Here is a 20,794-nt window from a genome sequence, read left to right on the forward strand (position 1 = left end):
CTCGTCGTGCTTGAAGGGGATATGAAGTGGCAGGCAATCAGCTGAAATCTGTGATGACCGAACGGGCAACGCCCTGCCCGGCCTTCATCGCTGCGAAGCCCTCGTTGATCTGCGAGATATGAAGTTCCCGGGCAACGAGCGCGTCGAGCTTGAGGCGCCCGGCAAGATAGTGCTCGGTGTATTTGGGGACATCACGTTGCGGGCTGGAAGAGCCCATATAGATCCCGTGCAGGCTGCGCTGCGGCCCAATGATGTCGGACATGGCATCCAGCGGCAGTTGCGCGCCGGGCTTATGCAACCCGACCAGATAGGCATCCCCGCCTACACGGGTCATGCGCACCGCCTGCAAGCTGGTGGCCTGCAGGCCGATCATCTCGAAGGAATGATCCACCCCCCGCCGGTGATTTCCTGGACCTTGGCGACAGCGTCTCCACTGCCGCCATTGATCGTGTGCGTTGCCCCGAATTCGCGGGCCAGTTCCAGCTTCTCATCGCTCAGATCCACTGCGATGATCTTCGAAGCGCCGGCGATCTGGGCGGCATTGATCGCGTTCAACCCGATGCCTCCAGCGCCAATGACTGCGACGGATTGCCCCTGGGCCACCTGGGCGGAGTTGAACACTGCCCCGGCACCGGTCAGCGTGGAGCAGGCCATCACCGCGGCTTGGGCGAAGGGCAACTCCTCGGGAATCCTTACTGCCTGGTTGGCATGCACCAAGGTGTACTGGGAAAATCCGCCGGTGCCGAACATCTGCATCACCGGCTGATCCTTGCAGCTGGCGCGCGGTGCTTGGCCGGCCGTGCGCAGCGTGCTGGGGCGGTTGGCGCAACGGTATTCCTGGCCCGAAAGGCACAGGGCGCACTGCGCGCAGTATTGGATCAAGCTGGCCAGCACGTGGTCTCCCGCAGTGAAACCGCAGGCTTGGTTGCCGGTGCTGAGCACCACCCCGGCAACTTCATGGCCCAGCAGCAGCGGGGCAGGAAGGCCCAGATCCATGCCCGCCAGGTGGGCATCGGACTGGCACAGTCCAACTGCTTTGACTTCGATCAGCAATTCCGCGCCCAGCGGAGCATCAACGTGGATGTCCTCAATGCTGAAGCTGCCATCGCCGTGCCTTGCCAGTGCTGCCCGTGCGCTGAGTGCCATGGGGATCAGTCCTTGCGCAGGCGCACGAGGATCCGTGCACGGGCCTCGGTGAAGCGCGGGTCAGCCTTGGTGGCCAGCTGGTCGCGGGTCTCGCCGAAACCGGTGACGATCTCGTCGACTACGGTGGCCGGCTTCTCCGCGATCACGACCACCTTGTCGGCCAGGTACAGCGCCTCGTCGATGTCGTGGGTGACTAGCAGGATCGTCACACCCAGCTTGTGCTGCAAGTCCAGCACGAGGTCTTCGAGGTCGAAGCGGGTCTGCGCATCAACCGAGGCGAAGGGCTCATCCATGAGCAGCACCTTCGCGTTGTAGGCCAAGGCGCGGGCAATGGCCACGCGCTGCTGCATGCCTCCTGACATTTCCCAGGGGAACTTGCCGCCTTGGCCTTCAAGGCCCACGGCAGCCAGATGCTCATCGGCCAGCTTGTTGCGCTCGGCCTTGCCGATGCCCTTGCCCTGCAGCGGGAAGGCCACGTTTTCGCGGGTGGTCATCCACGGCATCAGCGAACGCGAGTAGTCCTGGAAGACCACGGCGAGATCGGGGTGCGGGCCGTTGATCTTCGTGCCGGAAACCTCGATGGTTCCGGCTTTTGGCTTCAGCAAGCCGGAAAGGCATCGCAGCAAGGTGGTCTTGCCGACGCCCGAAGGGCCGACTATCGAGATGAACTGGCCATACTCCACGTCCAGATCCAAATTCTCCAGGATCTTGTTTTCGGCCGGGCCGGCGCCATAGCTCATGGACATGCCGCGAACCTTCATGAGCAATGGTTTGGTTTCCATGGTCGTTTCAACGGGTGCTTGGGTGGTCATGGGATTCTCCTTGGTCAGAAGATGGAAGGTCGGACGGAAACGGAGGCTACTGGGCGCCGGAGGCGTGGTACCAGCGCAGGATCCGTTTTTCCACGAGCACGAAGAGGATCGAGATGATGTAGCCGATGACACCGACCAGCAGTGCGCCGGCCCATGTCTCCGGAACCTTGAAGGTGGCCGAGGAATTCAGGATGTAGAAGCCCAGGCCTTCAATGGAGGCGAACATTTCCGAAACCACCATCACGGTGATGCCGATCGGCAATGCGACGCGGATGCCGGCCACGATCTGCGGGGTGGCACCGGGCAGGATCACGCGGCGGAAGTGCAGGCCGCGCGGGATGCGGTAGACCTTGGAGAACTTGCGCACCGTTGGCTCGATGCCCAGGATGCCGTCGATGGTGTTCAGCAGGATCGGCCACATGCAGGCGAAGGCGATGGTGCCCATCTTCGGGCCCTGCCCCATGCCGAAGACGCCGATGATCATCGGAACCAGTGCTGCCTGAGGGACAGCGCGGAAGAAGTGGATGATCGGGTCAACGATCTTCAGCAGCAACGGGACTTCGCCCAGCAGCAGTCCGCCGCAGATGCCGAAAAAGGCAGCCAAGGCCAAGCCGACAAAGAGGTTGGACAGCGAGTACCAGGCGCCGGAAATAATCACGCCGTTGCCCAGATCGCGGACCAAGGCTTCGAGGATGGACTCCAGCGAGGGGATGAAGAAGTTCGTGGAGTTTGCCGAGCCGAACCACCAAGCCGCAACCACGGCAACGATGAGCCATGAAGAAACCAGTATCTTGCGTCCGGCGGCCGCCGAGGAACTCGGAGCCTTGGCTTTCGAAGCGCGTGATGGCACTGCGGGGGCGTTCAAAGTTGCGTTAGTCATCGTTCTGCCTCTTCCACTTCAGCAAACGGTTTTCGGCCTGTTGCAAGAGCAGGGCGATGGCCCATCCGGTCAGGCCGGCGAAGAACAGGTAGGCGAAGGCCAGATCCCAACGCTGCGCCTGCTGCATCAGCGTGATCTGGCGTCCAATGCCTGGCGCCTGGGAGATCACTTCAACGCCCACCGCCACCAGGATGGCGATGGCCGAGGAAATGCGCACACCGGTCGCGATCAGCGGCAGGGCAGAGGGCAGCAGGACCTTGGTGAAGCGCAGCATCGGCGGGATGCGGAAGACGGCGACGGTGTCGGCAACCGCGGCTTCCTGGCGGCGTGCACCGTAGATGGTCTGGATCAGCACTGGCCACAGGCAGGACAGCGCGACGACGACGATTTCCATCATGGTGTTCGAGCCGAGCAGCATGATCACTACCGGCATCAGGGCCAGTACCGGGAACGAACGGCCGAAATCGATCAGAATCGAGGTGGAGTTGTCGAGGAAGCGAACTGATCCAATGACCAGGCCCAGGACGACACCCACGACCGAAGCAATGAGCCAGCCGGTGAGGGCTGCGAGCAGGGTCTTGCCTAGCCCGCCCCAGAAGGCCGCTTGGCCCAGGGCTTCGGCGATGGCAGAGAAGATCTTTTCCACGCCGGGGAGCATGGAGGGCATGGTTCCTGAGGCGATCACCAGTTGCCAGATGCCCAGCAGGGCGGCGATGGCCACGATGCGCAGGGTCCAGAGCAGACCCGGTGAAATCGTTGACTCTTTCATGGGAATCCTTGAGTAAGCAGTTGCAAGCTAGGGGTGCTGGTGGCGCCAGCGCAGGGGATGGCGCCACCGGTTGGGCGAAGCGGACGTGGGCTACTTGGCGTCTGCCGAAGCCCGGGTAGGGGCTTCGTCCCAGAGCACATCTTCGACGATGACCTTGTTCTCGACCAGGCCGAAGTGGACCATGGCATCGATGCCGGATTGGGCTTCAGCCACGTTGAAGGTGACGTCCGCCGGGACGAAGGTCTTGGGCGCATCGGCTACATCGATCTGGTTGGCTTCGGCGTGGACCTTGCGGACTTCCTCCAGATTGGCCGGGTCCGAGTAGAACTTCACGGCATCCTGCATAGCTGCGTCGAACTTCTTGGCGGTCTCGCCATTCTGCTCCAGCCACTGCTTCTGCACGGTCCAAACGGTTACCGGCATGCTGGACTGGAATTCCTGTACCGGGTTGGAGATGGTCTGGTAGCCCTTCTCCGACATCTGGTGGTAGAAGGAGTCGGCAGGCACTACTGCATCCACGGTGCCTTGTTCCAGGGCCGCTTCCATGCCCGCGTAGGGAACAGCAACTTCCGTGACTTCCTTTTCCTTCACGCCGGCCGCTTCCAATGCCTGGAGCACGGGGATGTCGCCACCGGACTTCACGCCAACTACGCCAATGGTCTTGCCCTTCAGGTCTGCCAGTTCCTTGACCCCGGAATCCTTGGCCACCATGACGCCGGAGTTGTCGGCCTCCGGATCAACCATGCCGTTGCCGCCAATGACCTGGATCGGAACACCTTGGGAGAAGGAGGTGGCAACGTTGATCCACGAGCCGATGGCAACGTTCACGTCACCGGAGACCACCTGGGCCAGCAGCGCGGCGGGGTCGGCGCCATTGACCAATTCAACGTCCAGGCCCTGGTCCTCGAAGTAGCCCTTCTCTTCAGCGATGCGTGCGGTTTCGAACTGGATCGGAGCAATGGCGACGCGCAGCTTCACCGGGCCGTCGGCGCTGGCCTCCTCGCTGGATCCGCACGCGGCCAGGGTGCCGATTGCGAGGGCAGAGACTGCGAGGCCGGAGAAGGCCTTCCGTGCAAAACGTCGTTTCGTGACCATGGGGATCTCCTTGAAAGCTTGGTGCCTAGGCGAAGGCTGCGAGTTGTCGACCGGGGTCGGCTCCCGGAAGAAGAAGTACATTGAGCATCAAAATGTATTCCTTGAATCACAATATATCTTTAGTATGATTGTGTGGCAAGACTCACATTCAAAATGATGCCAACGACGAAGCGCGCCGGGCAGACCAGGAGATACATTCCATGACAGCAACAGATCTTTCCGCCGTTCCGCTGGCTCAGCAGCTTCGCGCCGCTTTGGCGGCCACGCCCCTTCCGCTGGTGATCAATGGCCAGGAGGTCGCTGGCTCGGGGGAAAAGCTGCCGGTAACCGATCCCTCCACTGGCCAGCTGCTGACCGAGACGACGGCTGCCACCGCAGCGGACATCGACCGCGCAGTAGCTGCCGCCCGTGCAGCGTTCGAGTCCGGGCCCTGGGCAGAAATGACCCCGGCAGCACGCCAGCGGGCGCTGCACCGCTTCGCTGACGCATTGGAAGCGAACCTCGATGAATTGGCTACCCTGGAGTCCCTGAACTGCGGGAAGCCCTTCAACATCGCCCGCTTTGGCGAGCTGCCCGCGGGCATCGAGACCTTGCGCTACTTCGCCGGCTGGGCCACCAAGCTCAACGGCGAAACCCGCGATATTTCCCTGCCAGGAACCTGGCACGCCTATACCCAGCGCCAAGCCTTGGGTGTGGCCGCACTGATCGTGCCATGGAATGTCCCCTTCACCATTGCGCTGTCCAAGGTGGCTCCGGCGCTGGCGTCCGGCTGCACCGTCGTGCTCAAGCCCGCGGAGCTGACCCCGCTGACCGCCGTGCGCATGGCGCAGATTGCGCTTGAAGCAGGCATCCCGGCCGGTGTGCTGAACGTGGTCCAGGGCTTGGGGCCGGTGGCCGGCCAAGCGCTCGCCGACCATCCGGATGTCGACAAGCTCTCCTTCACCGGATCCACCGCGGTAGGCAAGAAGCTGCTGGCGTCGGCAGCGGTCAATCTCAAGCGGCTGAGCCTTGAGCTGGGCGGCAAATCCCCGGTGGTGATCTATCCCGACGCGGATCTGGACAAGGCCATTCCGGCCGCCGCCATGAGCATCTTCGGCAACTCCGGCCAGGTCTGCGCGGCAGGGTCGCGACTGTATGTCCACGAAGACATCGCAGACCAGGTCATCGAAGACATCGCCGGATTCGCGAAGAACCTCAAGCTGGGCGCTGGCCTGGCAGAAGGAACCCAGCTGGGCCCGCTGATCTCCCAGGTGCAGCGCGAGCGCGTGCTGGGGTACATCGAGGCGGGCATCGCTGATGGCGCGGAACTCGTTGCCGGTGGCTTGGCCGAAGGCGAAGAAGGATTCTTCGTGCAGCCCACCGTGCTGAAAAATGTCAGTCCGGACATGTCCATCGCCAAGGATGAGATCTTCGGGCCGGTGCTCTCGGTGAGCACCTTCGGCGACGAGGATTCGCTGGCCGAGGTGCTGCGCCGGGCCAACGACACCGACTACGGTCTCAATTCGGTGATCTTCACCCAGGACATTTCCCGCGCGTTGACCTTCGCCAAGAAAATCCAGGCCGGCAACGTCAGGGTGAATACCGGTGCCGGCATGGATGCGAACATGCCGTTCGGCGGATTCAAGCAGTCGGGGTGGGGCGCCGAAAATGGCCGTGAAGGCATCGAGGCCTACACCTCGCTGAAGTCGGTCACCGTCAAGCTCGGCTAGCGGCAATGTTCTATTCCGGGACTGCTTTGCGCAGTCCCGGGCCGATAGGATGAGCTCATGAGCGAAAAGGAGCAACCCCGGCTGGCTAGCGCGTTGGCGCAGAAAGTCGTCGACACGATTGCGCCGACCATCAACCGCAATGTGAACATCATGAATGCTCACGGAGTCATCATTGCTTCTACGGATGCTGCGCGTATCGGTACCCACCACGACGGCAGCGCAGAGGCGATCCGCCGCAACAACATCATCCGTGTCAGCCAGGCCGACGGCTCGGCCGGAACCCAGCCCGGGGTCAATGTGCCGCTGGTGCTGAACGACCAGCTCTGCGGCGTTGTGGGCGTGACCGGAGCTCCCCACGAGGTGGAACCGCTGGCCGGCCTGATTGCACTGACCGTTCAATTGCTCTTTGCCCAGGAACGCGAGCACTCTCGCAGCGCGCGGCGCGAGACCGAAGCCCGCGACATTATTTCTGCGTTGATCGCCGGTCGCGTTGCGCCTGAAGTGATCGACCGCTCGCTCGCAGCGCATGGTTTGCGCGGGCCGAAATGCATTGAAGCTTGGCTGCCCCGAAGCGTGGGGGATCCGTCGCTCGAAGAGCCGGCGAAGGATCATCACCGCACGTCATGGATTAGCCTTTCCGGCGCGTACTGGAGGCTTTGCGCTGCCAGCGAGACAGCTTTCGCTCCCGAGCGCATGGACCAGGAACGTTTCCTGGTCTCCGCGCCTGTCGAAAAGGCCGAGGATCTCATGGCCGAAACCGAAGTGCTGCGCGTATTGTTGGGCTATCCGGCACTCGTGCCTTCCCACGCGCGGCGCCGCATGTGGAGCCGGGAAATTGCTGTGGCTATCGCCCGCACCCCAGCCCGCAGCCTGGAACATGCAGCTGCCCCAGCGATGCAGCTCAATGAGGAACAAGCCAGAACCCTGCTGGTCGTTGCGACAGCTGCTTCGATGAGCCAAGCGGCCACGGATCTGCATATTCACCGCAATACCTTGGTGCAAAGACTTGAACGGATAAGCCAGGTCAGCGGCGTCGATATTCGGCGGTCCAGCGAATCCCTGAAACTCCAGCATGCCATCTACGCGAGAGTGGCCTTGGGCCAGCTGCATGTTTTCTAGGCCCTGGAAACTAGGGGAGCTGGCGCCGGGGCTGGGAAGGGTGGGGTGTTTGCACACATTGGCTCTTTCGAACCCAGGCAAATGTGGTCGTGTGCCCATAGGTATTCGGGGTCACTTTTCCTAGTATTGGCAGGATGATCGATCTTTGCGCCCGAAACCGGGGTGGCACGGTGGCATCTAGCCCAACGGGCAAAGCCTTGAGCAGCTTTGCCGATAGGGCTGGTCCACCCGTTGAGCCATTGCGGGCTGGGCGCATTGAACTACCGATATTGGCAAAGGAGCCAACCCGCCGTGTACGAACTGCTTGTTCTGCTGATCCTTGTTGTGGCCATCGTGATGGTCACAGCACGCTTGAAGATCAGCCCATTCCTCGCCCTCGTTGGCGCAGCTATCCTGGCGGCCTTCGCCTACCGGATTCCGCTGGCCGACGTGGCTTCGACGGTCACCACGGCCTTTGGCAGCACCATGGGAAATATCGGACTGGTGATCCTGTTCGGAACGATGATCGGTGTCATCCTGGAGAAATCCGGCGCCGCGATCTCCATGGCAGATGCGCTGATCAAGGTCCTGGGTACCCGGTTCCCCAACCTGACGCTATCGATTATCGGCTACATCGTTTCCATTCCGGTCTTCTGCGACTCGGGATACGTGGTGCTCAACTCGCTGCGCAAAGCCATCACCCTGCGTACCGGGGTCTCCGGGCTGGCAACTTCCATCGCCCTGATGACCGGCCTGTACGCGACCCACACCATGGTGCCTCCAACTCCGGGCCCGCTGGCCGCAGCCGAAAGCATCGGCATTGCCGATAACCTGGGCTTGATCATCGCAGTCGGATTGCCCGTTGCGGCCATCTCGGCACTTGCCGGCTTGGCCTACGCCAGCCGCTTCAACAAGTCCCAATGGACCCCGTTGCCAAGCGACGACCACAATGACATCTCCGAACTCGACTATGAGCAGCTGCGTGCAAGCTTCGGAAAATTGCCCAGCCCGGCGCTAGCCTTCATGCCGATCCTGGTTCCGCTGGTGCTGATCTGTGCCGCATCCATTGCGAAGCTGCCCTCGCACCCGATTGGCGAAGGCGCTGCCCTGGAAATCCTTTCCTTCCTGGGGACGCCAGTTATTGCGCTGATCTTCGGCTTGATCTCATCGACTTTTCTTTTGAGCGGTGGCAGCAAGCTGGCGGTCTTCAATGAGCAGATGAACGAAGCTGTACGCACCGCTGCTCCGATCTTGCTGATCACCGGTGCCGGCGCCGGCTTCGGCGCGGTCCTGGCCGCGTCGGATCTGACCACGATTCTTTCGGATTCACTCAGCGGACTGGGCTTGGGCCTGGCTGTGCCATTCCTGATCGCCGCTGCATTGAAGTCCGCCCAGGGCTCGTCCACCGTCTCAATGGTGACCACTTCCGCGCTGGTCGCTCCGATGCTCGGCTCCCTGGGCTTGGGTTCGGAGCTGGGCATGGTGCTATCCGTATTGGCAGTAGGCGCCGGTGCGATGGTTGTCTCGCACGCCAACGACTCCTACTTCTGGGTCGTCTCGCAGCTCAGCCGCATTCCGGTGATCACCGCCTACAAGACCCTGAGCGTGGCTACCGCCATCCAGGGCACCGCGGGTTTCCTGACTGTACTGGTCCTGGGAGCCGTACTGCTTTAGCAGCACGCCTTCCAAGAAAGCAACGGATCGCGCCATCGGCAGATGGCGCGATCCGTTGCTTTAAGCAGTGCTGGATTAGCCCAGGCCTGCCGCCGGGAAGCTCCGCGCGGCCTTATTCGCTGTGGCAGTCGAGATCACCAGCAACGCGATGGCGGCCAGGTAGCCGGCTCCGGTCGCGGCGAAGGCGAAACCGAATTGGCCCAGCAGGCAGAGAACTGCTGCGCTGGCCAATGCCGCCCAACCGGCCCAGGAAGCCGCGGCAAGCAGGGGCGCAGCCTGCTGATGCCCGGCGAGCCAGGCCCCATCGCTGGCCAAGGTGTGGCGCGTCTTGATGCCGATCGCCGCATTGCGAGCGAGCTTCCGGTCCCGTGCCATCGGGGCGAGGAACGCTGCGACCAGCGTTATGCTCAGCAACCCGAACATGAAGGCAATCACGCCTGCTGGATCCACTTGCCGCCTCTTCTGCCGATTGATCTTGAATGGCCATTCAATGCGGTCGCATGGAAGTGCCCTGATCCACGCTGTGTTCCCAATCGATGCCTAGGGGAACGCCTTTGAAATCCAGTTCCAGCATGCCAATTGCGTCATGCGAAGGTCATATGACGTCTTATCCGCCCGTTTTCCGGCAGGGCGAAGGCGCGAAGATGACGTATTTTGTCCTGCTGTTCCTCCGCATGACAGCGCCCTTCCCGAGGACCTGCCAGTAATGCTTGACTCGGAGCACAACCCATCCAGAGCGGCTGAGAGGCCTGGCTCCGAGACGCCGCAGCAAGCCTGCACTCCGCAGGTAGTGCTAACGCCAGGTTCGATGGATCCGCAGATTTTCTGCATCCTTCGGAATCCATAGCCCAAGAGGAGAACGAAGATGACTGTACTGGATACCCAATTGCCGCGCGTGCCCTACACCGGCACTGCTGATGAAGCTGAACTGGCTCATTGGCGCGACGTCGCCCAGCAAGTAGCTGACAAGCTGGCGGCTGACGCGCTCGAACGCGACCGAAAGAACGCCCAGCCTTTCGCCGAAGTGCAGCTGCTGCGCGAAGCCGGGTTGCTCAATCTCTTGGTGCCTGCAGAATTCGGCGGAGCCGGAGCCCATTGGGAAGCGGCTTTCGAAGCGGTCCGCATACTGGCCGCAGCTGATGGCTCCATCTCGCAGTTGCTGGCTTACCACTACATCAACCAGTCCGGCATTGCGTTCTACGCCCCAGCAGAAGCGCAAGGGGCATGGTGGCAGCGCACCGTGGAAGGTGGCTGGCTCTGGGGCGATTCGGTGAATCCAGTTGATCCGGATTTGACGCTGAGCGCCGAAGGGGACGGCTACCGACTGAATGGAGCCAAGCGATTCTCCACGGGTTCCGGTGTTGGCGAGGTCATCGTCATCAACGCGCTGGTCCAGGGCGGAGAATACGACGGGCAGATTCTCGCGTTGGTTCTGCCACGCGATATCGATGGCTTGGAAATCGTTGACGACTGGGACTACCTGGGACAGCGGCTGAGCGCGTCGAATTCCTTGAAGTTCCACAACGTGCGGCTCGAAGCAGGGGACTTGCTGGGATTCGTCACCGATGAACCGGTCTCCACCCTGCTTACCCCCGGTATCCAGTTGGCCTTCGCCAACTTCTACCTGGGCATCGCCCAGGGAGCACTGGAGCGCGGCAAGCAGATCTTGCTGGGCCGCAAGAACGCCTGGCTGTTCTCGCAGGCAGAGACCTACTCGCAGGACCCGATCTTCCAGCGCACCGTCGGAGAGCTCAAAGCCCGCACTGCAGCAGTGGCGGCGCTGACCGAGAAGCTGGGCCGGAAATTCGATGCCCTGCTCTCGAAGGCCGGGGAAGTCACCCAGCCCGAACGAGCGGCGTTGGCCGTGGAAATTGCTGAAGCCAAGGTGGTCTCCACTGAGGTGGGAGTGGATGTGGCGAACCGGATCTTCGAGGTGACCGGTTCATCTTCGACTGCGAACTCGGTGGGTCTGGACCTGTACTGGCGCAATGTGCGCACCCATTCGCTGCACGACCCAGTGGACTACAAGAAGATCGAGGTCGGCGCCTACTTCCTGCGCGGAGAGTCCCAGCCGCTCTCGCTGTACACCTAAGAAAACTTCTCCCGGATTGGACTGAACGATGACTGTACTTGCAACTGGCAATCGACTCGCAGGCCTCAAAAACCGCTTCGCACCGCTCTTCGCGCGCATTGCGCAGGGTGCAGCTGAACGCGACCGCACCGGCGAATTGCCCTTCCAGCAGGTCGCGGACCTGGCCGCTGCCGGCTTTGGCGCGGTTCGGGTCCCGGAATCGCACGGGGGTGCCGGTGCTACGCTGCCCGAACTCTTCGAGCTCTTCGTGGATCTCGCGGCGGCGGATTCCAATATTGCCCAAGCGCTGCGCGCGCACTTCGCCTTCGTCGAGGACCGTCTGGTTGCGGCCCCCGGTCCGGGGCGCGACAAGTGGCTGGCCCGCTTCGTGGCGGGAGAACTGGTGGGCAACTCCTGGACCGAGGTCGGCACCGTCAAGGTCGGGGACGTGATCACCAAGGTCACCCCGGACGGCGAGGGAAGATTCAAGCTCAACGGCACCAAGTACTACTCCACCGGCTCGATCTTCGCCGACTGGCTCGATACCTACGCAGAGCGCACCGACACCGGAAAGCGCGTGATCGCCGCAGTCAACCGCCACCAGCGCGGCGTCGAGCTGGCCGATGACTGGGATGGCTTCGGCCAGCGCACCACGGGCACCGGCACCTCCACCTTCACCGACGCGATTGTCGCCGAAGAAGACCTCATCGACTTCGATACGCGTTTCAAGTACCAGACAGCTTTCTACCAGCAGGTGCTGCTCGCTGTCCTGGCCGGCTCCGCCAAAGCAGCCGAGCGCGACTTCGCCGCCGAGCTGAAGGCGCGCAAGCGGACCTTCAGCCATGCCGCGGCCAATGTGGCGGCCGAAGACCCGCAGCTGCTGCAGGTGATCGGCGAGGTCTCCGCGGCGGCCTTCGCTGCCGCGGCAACGGTGGAACGAGTGTCGACGGCATTGCAGGGAGCCTATGAAACTGCGCAGGCGCTGCACACCGGCGAGGTGACCGGGGAAGAGGACGAAGCAGCCAACGATGCGGCAGAGCTGGCCAGCGCCCAGGCGCAGGTGGTGCTCACGCCATTGGTCCTCAACGCAATCACCCACGCTTTCGATGCGCTGGCCGCCAGCGCCACGAGCGTTACCAAGAACCTGGACCGGCACTGGCGCAATGCCCGTACCGCCGGCAACCACAACCCCTGGGTGTTCAAGGCGAGGTTGATTGGCGACCTGGCGGTCAATGGCACCGAGCTTCCGCGCGTGTGGGCGATTGGTGCATCAAAGTAGATTCCTTGATTTTGCGGGTCCAGCATTCTTTGCCGATGCTGGGCCCGTGGTCGTAGTCCCGGGGCAATCGATCGACCATCGTTCCAGTCGCCTGACGGATAGCTGCCGGCCTTGGCCCTAGCGCACCTGGGTAACCGTGCCACTTGCGATATGGAAGATATCCAAGTCGCGGGGCACGAAGAGGCCGCCAGAGAACTGTTTCGAAGCCCGCTGCCAAACTTCCATTCCAGATCCAGCGGGAACCAAATGATGCAGCGCCAAGTTCCGTGCTCCAGCCCGCTGGGCGATTCGACCTGCGTCTTCTGCGGTGGTGTGCGCGCGCCGATGATGTCCCATGCTCGCTTCCAGTTCGGAGGATGAAGCATGCGGGTAGCTACGAGCGATGGCCTCCAGATCAATAGCTTCATGGAACAGCAAGTCGCAGCCTTGGGACAGGCGCGCAAGATTTGCGCTTGGCGCTGTATCGCCGGAAACCACGACCGATCCATATCTCGAATCAAGGCGGAATGCGAATGCCGGAGCGATAGGTTGGTGCTGGACCAGGATAGCGCTAATTTTTACATGCCGATCAGCGTATATTTCAAAAGGCTCCATGTCCGGATGGTTGTTGTGGTTGGGGTGGAAGCCTGTGCCGGCGGGAATCTCGATATCTACGCCATGGAAAATATCCGAAATATCAGGTGCCGCCGAATCCCGTCGGCGATCGTTGAGATCTGTAGCATGGGCGCGCAGTAGCAAGTTGACCATGGCGTTGGTCCCGGGTGTGGGCGACTGCGGAAATATGGCTTCCGGCTCTTCGGCCGCTGTCTGCATCGAGGGCAGCACTCCTCGATCACCCGGTCCGAAAACAGGAACCTGCCGACCATCGGTGCCGCGGAACCCAAGGCCGCCCAGGACCATGACAGAATTCAGGTCAATGACGTGGTCTGAATGCTGATGGGTAATGAAAATTCCGCGCAGGGCAGTGGGGTGAATCCCGATCTCAGCCAGGCCCAAACCGACGCCATGGCCGCAATCCACCAAGTAAGCGTGGCCGTCCACAACGATCGCGGTAGAAATTCCGCGACGGTGACCGGTTCCTGGATCCGGCCTCAATAGCGGGCCGCCAGCAGTTCCAAGCGCCACTGCATGCATTCCGGTCTTCATCACTGGCTTCATCTGTCTCCTGTGGACGGGTTGTTTCATCGGCAAGCTGATGCCATCATCCGCGGAGGCAATGAAGTAGTCAAGGAATAATAGATTATTCGCCTCATAACATTTTCTAGTTGGCAGCGGTCCGCTGCCCGCTGGCTAGACTGGGCGGGTGATCAACTACACCCTGCGCCAGCTGCAGTACTTCGTCGCCGTCGCTGAACTCGGCTCCATCTCCGCCGCAGCGAAGCAGTGCCATATTTCCCAGGCAGCCATGTCCCAGTCCATGGACGAGCTGGAACGCGCCGTCGGCTCGCAGCTGCTGGTGCGCAGACGTGCCCGCGGCGTGGTGCTCACGGCTGTCGGCACCGACTTCCTGCTGGACTCGCGGGCCCTGGTGCGCCATGCCGAAGAAGTGCAGGACCAGATTGTCGAACGCCAGACCAAGCTCTCCGGCCCTTTGGTGATCGGCTGCTATTCCTCGCTGGCCGCTTTCTGGATCCCGGTGATCTGCGAACGCTTCACCAATGTGCACCCGGACTTGCAGGTCACCCTCGTGGAGGGGGACGGGGCCGACCTGCAGGAGCGCATGCTCAAGGGCCACCTGGATGCGGTGCTCACCCATACCCGCCACCTGCTGCCGCAGGTCTCTTCGCGTACGGTGATGTCGGGCCGGCCCTATGTGCTGGTGGGAGGCAATCACCGGCTGGCCGATCGCACCTCCGTCGCCTTGAGCGAACTGGCCGACGACGACTTCGTCTCCCTGGACATCCCCACGGTGCGCGATAACCAGCTGGTGAATCTTCGCATGTCGGGCTTGGACCCCAAGGTGCGGTGGAGTTCGCAGAGCTTCGAGGCGGTGCGCGGGATGGTGGCTCGGGGTTTGGGCTATACCGTTCTGGTGCAGCGCCCGCCGGTCAACCTGAGCTACGACGGCTTGCCGCTGTCGGTATTGGAGATCGAGGGCGAGGTTGGCGTGAGCGATATCTGCGTGGCCTACACCGCTTCGGACCGCCCTAGCTTGCGGCTGCGCGCGTTCTTGGATTTCTGCGAGGAAGCCGGAGCCGAGAAAGAGCGCAAGGCCGGTTAGAACCCGTAGGTTCCAACCGGCCCCGCGCTTTCGCCAGTCGGGAGGCTAGTGGCTCATTTCCTCGGCCTCGAGGTCGGCGTCGCGGCCTTCCTTGATGCCGCGCATGGCCAGGGCGGCGACGATGAATGCGGCGGCCCAAACGGCTCCGGCGATCCACAGCGATCCGCCGCCCAGCAGCACCAGGCCTGCAACGATCATCGGGGTGAAACCCGCGCCCACGGTGGAGGAGAGCTGGTAGACCAGCGAAGCGCCGGTGTAGCGGATGCGGGTTGGGAACAGCTCCGCGGTGAACGCGCCGAACGGACCGAAGATGAAGGCCTGGATGATGCCGTTGGCCACGAACAGCGCAATGGCGAACAGCCACAGCTGGCCCAGTTCCAGCATCCACATGATCGGCAAGGCGGCCACGGCGCCGGCGAGGATGCCGACCATCATGACCGGGCGGCGGCCCAGCTTGTCTGAATAGCGCGATGAAACCCAGATTCCCACCACGGTCAATGCGGCGCCGATGGCCTTGATGTTCAGCACCGCGGTGCGGTCCATGCCGACTTCCTCGACCACGTAGGAGATAGCCCAGACGGTCATCAGGCCCTGCACCGTGTAGGAGCTCATGCCCACCAGGGTTCCGCGGATGACGGACTTCGGGTACTTGGTGATGACCTCCATGAAGGGGGTCTTGCGCTCTTCTGCCTTGTTTTCCAGCGCCAGGAACAGCGGGGACTCGGTGACCTTCAGCCGGATGACCAGCCCGATGCCCACCAGCGCGATGCTGATCAGGAACGGAATGCGCCAGCCCCAGGCCAGGAACTGCTCATTGGGCATGAGCGAGACGGCCGAGACTGCCAACGTGGCCATCACGGCGCCGGCCGGGCCGCCCATGTTCGCGAAGCTCGCCGCGAAGCCGCGGCGCTCCTTCGGCGCGTGCTCCAGCGCCATCAGCATGGCCCCACCCCATTCGCCGCCCACGGCCAGGCCCTGGACGATGCGCAAGATGATCAGCGCGATCGGGGCCAGCATGCCGATCTGCGCGGTGGGAGGAAGCAGTCCGATCAGTGTCGAGGCACCGCCCATCATCGCCATCGAGGTGATCAGCACGCCCTTGCGGCCGATCTTGTCGCCGAAGTGGCCGAACACGATGCCGCCCAGCGGGCGGGCCAGATAGCCCACGGCCAAGGTGGCAAAGGAAGCGAAGATGGCTACACCCGGGGTCAGGCCCACGAAGAAGACCTTGTTGAAGACCAGCGAGGCCGCCGTGGCGTAGAGGATGAAATCGTAGAATTCGATTGCGCTGCCGATGAAGCTGGAAGCCAGGATCCGGCGCATCTGCGGGGATTTCAGCGAGGGAACCAACGCCTGTGCCTCCACGCCGTTGCCATTATTCAGGGTGCTGCTCATCGTACTGCCGCCATTTCACTGTTGACGCGGGAAAAGGATATCGTGTCCAGATCGTTGGGCACTAGGTAGTTGCCGGAGAATTTCGCGGCGTGGGCTTCCCAGACCTGCAAAGGCGTAGTTCCGGGGACCAGATGGTGCAGGGCCAGGCTGCGCGCCCCGGCCTGGTGCGCGATCTCGATCGCCTGCTCCGGCGAGGTGTGCGAGGCGCGGTGGTGGTCCATCGAAGCCTGGGCTTCCAAGGTGCCAACCGAACCGTAGGCGCGTTGCACCCAGTCGAAATCGATGGCCTCATGAAGCAGCAGGTCGGTATCCTTCGCCAGGGCCACCAGGTTCTGGCAGGGCGCGGTGTCTCCGGAAATGGTCACCGAACCTTCGGAAGTGTCGAAGCGGAAGGCGAAGGCCGGGGCGATCGGCGGGTGCTTGACCAGGGTTGCGGTCACCGTGACCAGCTCGTCTTGGTAGATCTCGAACGGCGCGAAGCCCTTCGGCGTCGGGTTCTCGTTGGGGTGGTACCCGGTGTCCACCGGAATCTCGATGTCCGAGGCGATGAAGTGGTCCAGCGGGGAGGGGCGCAGGGCGTCGATCACGCGGTCATTCAGGTCCGTGGCGTAGGCCTGCATCAGATGCTCGAACATCGAGGCAGTGCCCGGGGTCGGATTCTGCGCGAAGACCGGCTGCGGGGCGGTCACTGCGCGCGGGGAGGCAGGTGGCAGGGCGCCGCGGTCGCCGGGGCCGATGATGGAAATCGGAGCCTTGCCGGCCGGCAGGGTGAACATTCCGAAGATGGCCAGCGAAGCCAGGTCGATGGTGTGATCGGAGTGCAAGTGCGTGAGGAAGATGCCGCGAAGGTTCGCAGGGGTGGACCCGGCCTTCATCAGCTGGTTGCCCACGCCGGTTCCGGCATCCACCAGGTAGACGCTTTCGCCTACGACTACGGCGGTGGAAATTCCCGCGCGCTTGCCGGCGTTCTCGCCGGTCCACCAGCGTGGTCCGCCGGCGGTGCCCAGCGTAACGACGCGGGGATTGAGATTGGTGGAGGCCATGGAATGCGCCCTTTCGTTCGTTCAGGTACTGCATTCAATTCTTATGCGCTGGATCACATTCGTAAAACTGTTTTTATCAACCAACTAAATAGGTTTAGCCGATAATGGGTTGGGTATGCTCATAGCATCGACGCAAACCAAGGAGGGTCATGTCCGAGCAAAATCGCAGCCGGCTTTCACGCTGGATATTGCCACGGGGCAGTGAGCCTGACCCGCGCTTCACGCTGGCCAACGAGCGCACCTTCTTGGCCTGGATTCGAACTTCGCTAGCCTTCCTCGCGGGCGGCACAGCGCTGGAGGCCTTCGCCGCAGAGGCCTTCCCGTCGCCAGTTCGCACCTGGCTGGCGGTGCTGGTGATCGGCGTCGGCATCCTGATTGCCGCCGGTGCAGCCGTGCGCTGGGTCCGCGTGGAACGCAGCATGCGCACCGGCAGGCCGTTGCCGATTCCCGCCATTGTCCCGCTGCTGGCATTCGGTGCCGTGGTGGCCTCACTGGCAGCGATCGCCATGATTTTCTGGTCCCTCAGCTCGTGATGAAAGAGCCCATCGAGATCAGCGACCCGGGGTTGCAGCCAGAGCGCACCGTCTTCGCGTGGAACCGGACAATGGTTTCATTTCTCGTGGTTTCCGCGGTCTTCCTGCGCTGGCTTCCGCACTATGGCCTGGCCGTGATCCTGCTGATTGCGATATCTTCCTCGATGGCATTCGGGATTCTGCTCTCGCAGCGTGCCCGGTACCGGAAAATGGCGCAAGGCGTGAAGGCTGAACGCGTCAGCGCGGATGTTCTCGCCGTGCTGCTGACAACAGCGGTGCTGTTGGCTCTAGGCGCTTGCGCGATCATCCTTGTGCTCGGCGCCTAGTTCCGGGTGCTCGCCAGGCGCAGGTTTATCGAGGCTGCGGCAGTAGCGGCCAGAGGAGTTGCAGGCGCGGCGCGAGTGCTGTTCCGGCCCTATTGCGAATGCCCGGGCCGGTGCAGCCAGTCCAGGCGCTCTAGCTGTACCGGTGCTGGGACCCGGATTTACCGAAGGGTCAGGGCCCATGGAGCTCGAGAATCTCCGCGGAGCTGAATGCTACCGATTCCGCGAGCTTTTGCACCGCTGCATAACGCTGTGACTCCGCATCGATATCCTTGTGGAACTGGGAATTTCTTTCGTCCCTATCAGCCTCGAACTTCTTTCCGGCGAGAGCCAGCTCCCGGGCAATTAATGCTGCCAATCCGTCACGCAGTTGTTCCAGGGAGGTGTTGGAAATTTCCAATCTTCGGTTAGCTGCGCTCAGAACGGCATCAGGGTAGCCGGCGGCATCGAGTTGGCCGCGCATGAAATCGCTGGTCAAGAACTCTGTTTCCTCGGCTGCGGGCTGGCGGTTGAAAACGGCGGCAACCCGGTACGCGCCGGGCGCCTTGTCGCTGAGCAAAGTTCCCGGCAGAGAGTTCATGAGCACCGGGCCTATCTTCAGCGGCTGGTGCTTCTTGCCAAGAGTGCGGGAGAAGTCCATCATGGCTTTTCCTTTCCATGTCCGTTCCATGCCGGCGACCAGGGTGCTCTGCCGTGGGCAGCAGCGCCTGGCGCCAGCTCAGCTAGGCTTGCCGTAGGGTTGCTTGGCCCGTAGCCGGCAAGATGTCCACGCGGCGCTCTGGTCCCTGTAGTGGTTCTTGCGAACTGTAGGCAACCTTGCGCCATCCGCATGAGGTGCAGGTCCAGAGCACTTCACGCATCGTTACCAGCATGTCCTGGCGCTGGCCAGCTTCGTGGCCGCCTTCGTTGTCCCATCTCTTGAGCTGGTTTTGATCATCGACGAATCGACGGGTTTCTGTTTCAACCAAGGTATTTCTGTAGCACCTCGGACAGCTGTTCGGCTTGTCCATGACATTCCCTCCGTTGCTGCATAGTCGTTTTTATTGCCGTGCTCTGCCCTCGGTGCTGCAGTTCAAGGCCGGTTCCACGGGAAACGCCGTACCATTTCTTGAGTTGGGCATCGCGGGGACCGCGGCAGTTGTGCGCGTACTGCCGTTTTGCACTGTCGGCTTCAAAGGTATTGTCCGGCTGTGCTGGTTGCATGATTCGCCACTAGCGGACCGAACCGGTCTGTGGGCTGCTGGAGCAAAACTGTGATTCGTTCCTGGCGGGCAACCCTTATCGGGCAAATGGGAGAAACGCAAGGAAGCGGGCAGTTAATTCGAGCCGCCTCGATAAAGATCCCGGTTCAACACTGCTGCGTTAATCTGAACGCCGTCCTCGGCAATGAGGAGGGCACAAAAGCTCTACGCCGGTAGGAAGTGCTTCCGATGACGGCATTTCTACGGAAGTTAGATCCAATTCCAGTCTACTCCGGTTTCCCGGTTGTGGACCGGAAAATGGCCAAGTGAAGCGACGAAGGGTGCCCGCGGCTGCAACGGCTTGTGTTGCCGAGGGGCGTCACCCTGTCGCGGTCCGGGCCATGGCGCGGGAGGCCAGCGGAAACCGCCATCGGCTAATGCGGGGCCCGATCTTGAATGTTCCGGAGTTCGGGGTCCAACGGGCGGGAATGCGCGTACAGTGAAAATACCGGTCCAGCTCGAATTCGCTGTAAAAGGGGATGATTCGCGATGCAGGCTGACGCTAGATTCAAGATGCCGTTCAATTTCGCCCAGGTGGTTATTGCGGCTTTCGGAGCCATGGGGCTTAGCGCCTTGGCCTATTTTGTTGCCAGGGTTATCGGCGCATCCATGGAGTACTCCGGCGGCTTATTCCGGAACCTGGATTTCATCCACATCGTGCGATTCACTGCCCTGCCCATTCTCATTCTCGGCTTCCTGACCTTCTTGATCGGCCGGGCCAAGCCGGGCTTCTGCCGCATCGCCCAGTGGGTCGGCGTTGCCGCCGTCTTGACCTCAGCGGTGGTGCAGTGGTTCTTCGCCGAGGACTGGGGGACCGCGCTGACCCTGGCGATTATGCACCTGGTTGTTGCAGCGTCTTGGTATATCGCGGTGAACTACTCGAATAGGAAGTTCAACGAGATCGCGGCCCTGGAAAACCTATAGCCCTGCTAAGTGTCGCGGTTCTCACGGGCTCCTGAGAGCCGTGGCACAGGCACTCGGGAATAGAATAGTTGTGAACTATCAACAATTCTAGGAGTGCCATGACGTCTCAGGGACAACCCAATAGCCCATTCAATTTCATTCAGGTGATTATCGGTGCGCTGGGTACCAGCTACCTGAATGTCATCATTTTCTTCCTGTCTGGCGCCGCTGGGGCATCCCGCCGGATTGGTCCTAATTCAACTGATGTTGTCGCCTTTGACCACCTGTTGCAGTTCACGTTGATCCCGATTCTGTTCTTCGGCCTGGTGGTCTTCCTGATCGGACGGGCAAACAAGGGCATTTGCAAGATCGCGCAGTGGGCTGGCTTGCTCATCGCGGTAGTCTCGATCGTTTTCCCGATCATGAACGCAGCAGATGCCGCTACCGCTGTGGGCCTGTCCCTGATCCATATCGTGACCGGTATCGGCTGGTTCTTCTCGGTGCACTACGGCAACAAGGAGCTCCACGTTCCTTCCAAGGACGTAGCGCTCGTCTAAGCACGAAAAGCAAAACCTCGCAGAGCGATCAGCAATGATCTGTTC

At 61.9% G+C, this 20,794-nt stretch carries 20 protein-coding genes, 2 pseudogenes and 1 riboswitch; of the genes and pseudogenes, 10 read left to right on the plus strand and 12 right to left on the minus strand.

The genetic code is table 11. The features are described 5' to 3' along the window. Positions 1-37: 37 nt before the first annotated feature. From ACP3TE_RS08155 to ACP3TE_RS08175, 5 genes and pseudogenes are all read right to left on the minus strand, one after another. Positions 38-1,146 (minus strand): annotated as a pseudogene (locus tag ACP3TE_RS08155) (zinc-binding dehydrogenase). Positions 1,147-1,151: 5 nt separating this feature from the next. Beyond that, on the minus strand, positions 1,152-1,958 hold the full coding sequence (locus tag ACP3TE_RS08160; RefSeq protein ID WP_332486486.1) for an ABC transporter ATP-binding protein: 807 nt from the start codon (positions 1,956-1,958) through the stop codon (positions 1,152-1,154). A 46-nt stretch (positions 1,959-2,004) separates the two neighbouring features. Next, on the minus strand, positions 2,005-2,838 hold the full coding sequence (locus ACP3TE_RS08165; protein ID WP_105656450.1) for an ABC transporter permease: 834 nt from the start codon (positions 2,836-2,838) through the stop codon (positions 2,005-2,007). Further along, positions 2,831-3,607 carry an ABC transporter permease gene (locus ACP3TE_RS08170; RefSeq protein ID WP_332486489.1) on the minus strand — a complete coding sequence of 259 codons (777 nt, stop codon included), beginning with the start codon at positions 3,605-3,607 and terminating at the stop codon, positions 2,831-2,833. Before ACP3TE_RS08170 ends, ACP3TE_RS08165 begins: the two co-directional genes overlap by 8 nt. Before the next feature lie 90 nt (positions 3,608-3,697). After that, positions 3,698-4,702: an ABC transporter substrate-binding protein gene (locus ACP3TE_RS08175; RefSeq protein ID WP_332595029.1), complete on the minus strand. Its 1,005-nt coding sequence runs from the start codon at positions 4,700-4,702 to the stop codon at positions 3,698-3,700. Positions 4,703-4,902: 200 nt separating this feature from the next. Here ACP3TE_RS08175 and ACP3TE_RS08180 point away from each other — a divergent pair, with 200 nt between their 5' ends. The 3 genes from ACP3TE_RS08180 (at position 4,903) to ACP3TE_RS08190 (ending at position 9,183) form a co-directional block, all read left to right on the plus strand. Further along, complete coding sequence (locus tag ACP3TE_RS08180; RefSeq protein WP_426735981.1) at positions 4,903-6,411, plus strand: aldehyde dehydrogenase family protein; 1,509 nt, start codon at positions 4,903-4,905, stop codon at positions 6,409-6,411. Between the two features lie 57 nt (positions 6,412-6,468). Next, positions 6,469-7,530, plus strand: a complete 1,062-nt coding sequence (locus tag ACP3TE_RS08185) for a CdaR family transcriptional regulator (protein ID WP_426735983.1) — start codon at positions 6,469-6,471, stop codon at positions 7,528-7,530. A 291-nt stretch (positions 7,531-7,821) separates the two neighbouring features. Next, positions 7,822-9,183, plus strand: coding sequence for a GntP family permease (locus tag ACP3TE_RS08190; RefSeq protein ID WP_400341720.1), 1,362 nt, complete (start codon positions 7,822-7,824; stop codon positions 9,181-9,183). Between the two features lie 75 nt (positions 9,184-9,258). Here ACP3TE_RS08190 and ACP3TE_RS08195 read toward each other — a convergent pair whose 3' ends face one another. After that, on the minus strand, positions 9,259-9,633 hold the full coding sequence (locus ACP3TE_RS08195; protein ID WP_402471731.1) for a hypothetical protein: 375 nt from the start codon (positions 9,631-9,633) through the stop codon (positions 9,259-9,261). Between the two features lie 274 nt (positions 9,634-9,907). Continuing rightward, positions 9,908-9,998, plus strand: a riboswitch (SAM riboswitch). Positions 9,999-10,048: 50 nt separating this feature from the next. On the opposite strand from ACP3TE_RS08195, the gene ACP3TE_RS08200 reads away from it, so the two are divergent. Continuing rightward, on the plus strand, positions 10,049-11,275 hold the full coding sequence (locus ACP3TE_RS08200; RefSeq protein WP_332498984.1) for an acyl-CoA dehydrogenase family protein: 1,227 nt from the start codon (positions 10,049-10,051) through the stop codon (positions 11,273-11,275). Between the two features lie 28 nt (positions 11,276-11,303). Continuing rightward, complete coding sequence (locus ACP3TE_RS08205) at positions 11,304-12,533, plus strand: acyl-CoA dehydrogenase family protein (RefSeq protein WP_426735986.1); 1,230 nt, start codon at positions 11,304-11,306, stop codon at positions 12,531-12,533. 117 nt (positions 12,534-12,650) lie between these two features. On the opposite strand, the gene ACP3TE_RS08210 is transcribed toward ACP3TE_RS08205, so the two are convergent. Together ACP3TE_RS08210 and ACP3TE_RS08215 are read right to left on the minus strand one after the other, a co-directional pair. Next, positions 12,651-13,346, minus strand: coding sequence for an MBL fold metallo-hydrolase (locus ACP3TE_RS08210; RefSeq protein WP_426736267.1), 696 nt, complete (start codon positions 13,344-13,346; stop codon positions 12,651-12,653). Positions 13,347-13,445: 99 nt separating this feature from the next. After that, a pseudogene (locus tag ACP3TE_RS08215) lies at positions 13,446-13,718 on the minus strand (MBL fold metallo-hydrolase); the annotation flags it as partial. Between the two features lie 118 nt (positions 13,719-13,836). Here ACP3TE_RS08215 and ACP3TE_RS08220 point away from each other — a divergent pair. After that, on the plus strand, positions 13,837-14,754 hold the full coding sequence (locus ACP3TE_RS08220; RefSeq protein WP_105656436.1) for a LysR substrate-binding domain-containing protein: 918 nt from the start codon (positions 13,837-13,839) through the stop codon (positions 14,752-14,754). 45 nt (positions 14,755-14,799) lie between these two features. Here ACP3TE_RS08220 and ACP3TE_RS08225 read toward each other — a convergent pair whose 3' ends face one another. Both ACP3TE_RS08225 and ACP3TE_RS08230 read right to left on the minus strand, forming a co-directional pair. Then, entirely contained in the window at positions 14,800-16,149 is a 1,350-nt protein-coding gene (locus tag ACP3TE_RS08225) for an MFS transporter (RefSeq protein ID WP_105662301.1), read from the minus strand. Beyond that, entirely contained in the window at positions 16,146-17,192 is a 1,047-nt protein-coding gene (locus ACP3TE_RS08230; protein ID WP_426735988.1) for an MBL fold metallo-hydrolase, read from the minus strand. The genes ACP3TE_RS08225 and ACP3TE_RS08230 overlap by 4 nt, the downstream gene beginning before the upstream one ends. Positions 17,193-17,341: 149 nt before the next feature. Here ACP3TE_RS08230 and ACP3TE_RS08235 point away from each other — a divergent pair, with 149 nt between their 5' ends. Together ACP3TE_RS08235 and ACP3TE_RS08240 are read left to right on the plus strand one after the other, a co-directional pair. Then, positions 17,342-17,725 (plus strand): YidH family protein, encoded by a 384-nt coding sequence (locus ACP3TE_RS08235; protein WP_426735990.1) that lies wholly within the window; start codon positions 17,342-17,344, stop codon positions 17,723-17,725. Beyond that, positions 17,725-18,051 carry a DUF202 domain-containing protein gene (locus tag ACP3TE_RS08240; protein ID WP_105656432.1) on the plus strand — a complete coding sequence of 109 codons (327 nt, stop codon included), beginning with the start codon at positions 17,725-17,727 and terminating at the stop codon, positions 18,049-18,051. Before ACP3TE_RS08235 ends, ACP3TE_RS08240 begins: the two co-directional genes overlap by 1 nt. A 169-nt stretch (positions 18,052-18,220) precedes the next feature. Here the strand turns inward: ACP3TE_RS08240 and ACP3TE_RS08245 are convergent, their stop codons facing one another. Then, on the minus strand, positions 18,221-18,691 hold the full coding sequence (locus tag ACP3TE_RS08245; protein WP_332727602.1) for a hypothetical protein: 471 nt from the start codon (positions 18,689-18,691) through the stop codon (positions 18,221-18,223). Positions 18,692-18,770: 79 nt separating this feature from the next. Next, a complete protein-coding gene (locus tag ACP3TE_RS08250; protein WP_105656430.1) occupies positions 18,771-19,016 on the minus strand; it encodes a hypothetical protein in 246 nt (81 codons plus the stop codon). Positions 19,017-19,802: 786 nt separating this feature from the next. On the opposite strand from ACP3TE_RS08250, the gene ACP3TE_RS08255 reads away from it, so the two are divergent. Next, complete coding sequence (locus ACP3TE_RS08255) at positions 19,803-20,213, plus strand: DUF6069 family protein (protein WP_426735992.1); 411 nt, start codon at positions 19,803-19,805, stop codon at positions 20,211-20,213. Between the two features lie 98 nt (positions 20,214-20,311). Then, a complete protein-coding gene (locus ACP3TE_RS08260; protein ID WP_105656428.1) occupies positions 20,312-20,749 on the plus strand; it encodes a DUF6069 family protein in 438 nt (145 codons plus the stop codon). The last annotated feature ends 45 nt before the right edge of the window (positions 20,750-20,794 follow it).

Origin of the sequence: Glutamicibacter sp. 2E12, from assembly GCF_050030965.1 — a bacterium.
In the GTDB taxonomy this organism is placed as follows: domain Bacteria; phylum Actinomycetota; class Actinomycetes; order Actinomycetales; family Micrococcaceae; genus Glutamicibacter.

Coding starts and splice junctions, on each gene's coding strand:
- ACP3TE_RS08255 (WP_426735992.1), top strand. CDS start 19,803: ATGCCGTTCAATTTCGCCCAGGTGGTTATTGCGGCTTTCGGAGCCATG.
- ACP3TE_RS08210 (WP_426736267.1), bottom strand. CDS start 13,346: ATGCAGACAGCGGCCGAAGAGCCGGAAGCCATATTTCCGCAGTCGCCC.
- ACP3TE_RS08185 (WP_426735983.1), top strand. CDS start 6,469: ATGAGCGAAAAGGAGCAACCCCGGCTGGCTAGCGCGTTGGCGCAGAAA.
- ACP3TE_RS08260 (WP_105656428.1), top strand. CDS start 20,312: ATGACGTCTCAGGGACAACCCAATAGCCCATTCAATTTCATTCAGGTG.
- ACP3TE_RS08160 (WP_332486486.1), bottom strand. CDS start 1,958: ATGACCACCCAAGCACCCGTTGAAACGACCATGGAAACCAAACCATTG.
- ACP3TE_RS08200 (WP_332498984.1), top strand. CDS start 10,049: ATGACTGTACTGGATACCCAATTGCCGCGCGTGCCCTACACCGGCACT.
- ACP3TE_RS08225 (WP_105662301.1), bottom strand. CDS start 16,149: ATGAGCAGCACCCTGAATAATGGCAACGGCGTGGAGGCACAGGCGTTG.
- ACP3TE_RS08165 (WP_105656450.1), bottom strand. CDS start 2,838: ATGACTAACGCAACTTTGAACGCCCCCGCAGTGCCATCACGCGCTTCG.
- ACP3TE_RS08240 (WP_105656432.1), top strand. CDS start 17,725: ATGAAAGAGCCCATCGAGATCAGCGACCCGGGGTTGCAGCCAGAGCGC.
- ACP3TE_RS08175 (WP_332595029.1), bottom strand. CDS start 4,702: ATGGTCACGAAACGACGTTTTGCACGGAAGGCCTTCTCCGGCCTCGCA.
- ACP3TE_RS08170 (WP_332486489.1), bottom strand. CDS start 3,607: ATGAAAGAGTCAACGATTTCACCGGGTCTGCTCTGGACCCTGCGCATC.
- ACP3TE_RS08235 (WP_426735990.1), top strand. CDS start 17,342: ATGTCCGAGCAAAATCGCAGCCGGCTTTCACGCTGGATATTGCCACGG.
- ACP3TE_RS08245 (WP_332727602.1), bottom strand. CDS start 18,691: ATGATGGACTTCTCCCGCACTCTTGGCAAGAAGCACCAGCCGCTGAAG.
- ACP3TE_RS08205 (WP_426735986.1), top strand. CDS start 11,304: ATGACTGTACTTGCAACTGGCAATCGACTCGCAGGCCTCAAAAACCGC.
- ACP3TE_RS08230 (WP_426735988.1), bottom strand. CDS start 17,192: ATGGCCTCCACCAATCTCAATCCCCGCGTCGTTACGCTGGGCACCGCC.
- ACP3TE_RS08180 (WP_426735981.1), top strand. CDS start 4,903: ATGACAGCAACAGATCTTTCCGCCGTTCCGCTGGCTCAGCAGCTTCGC.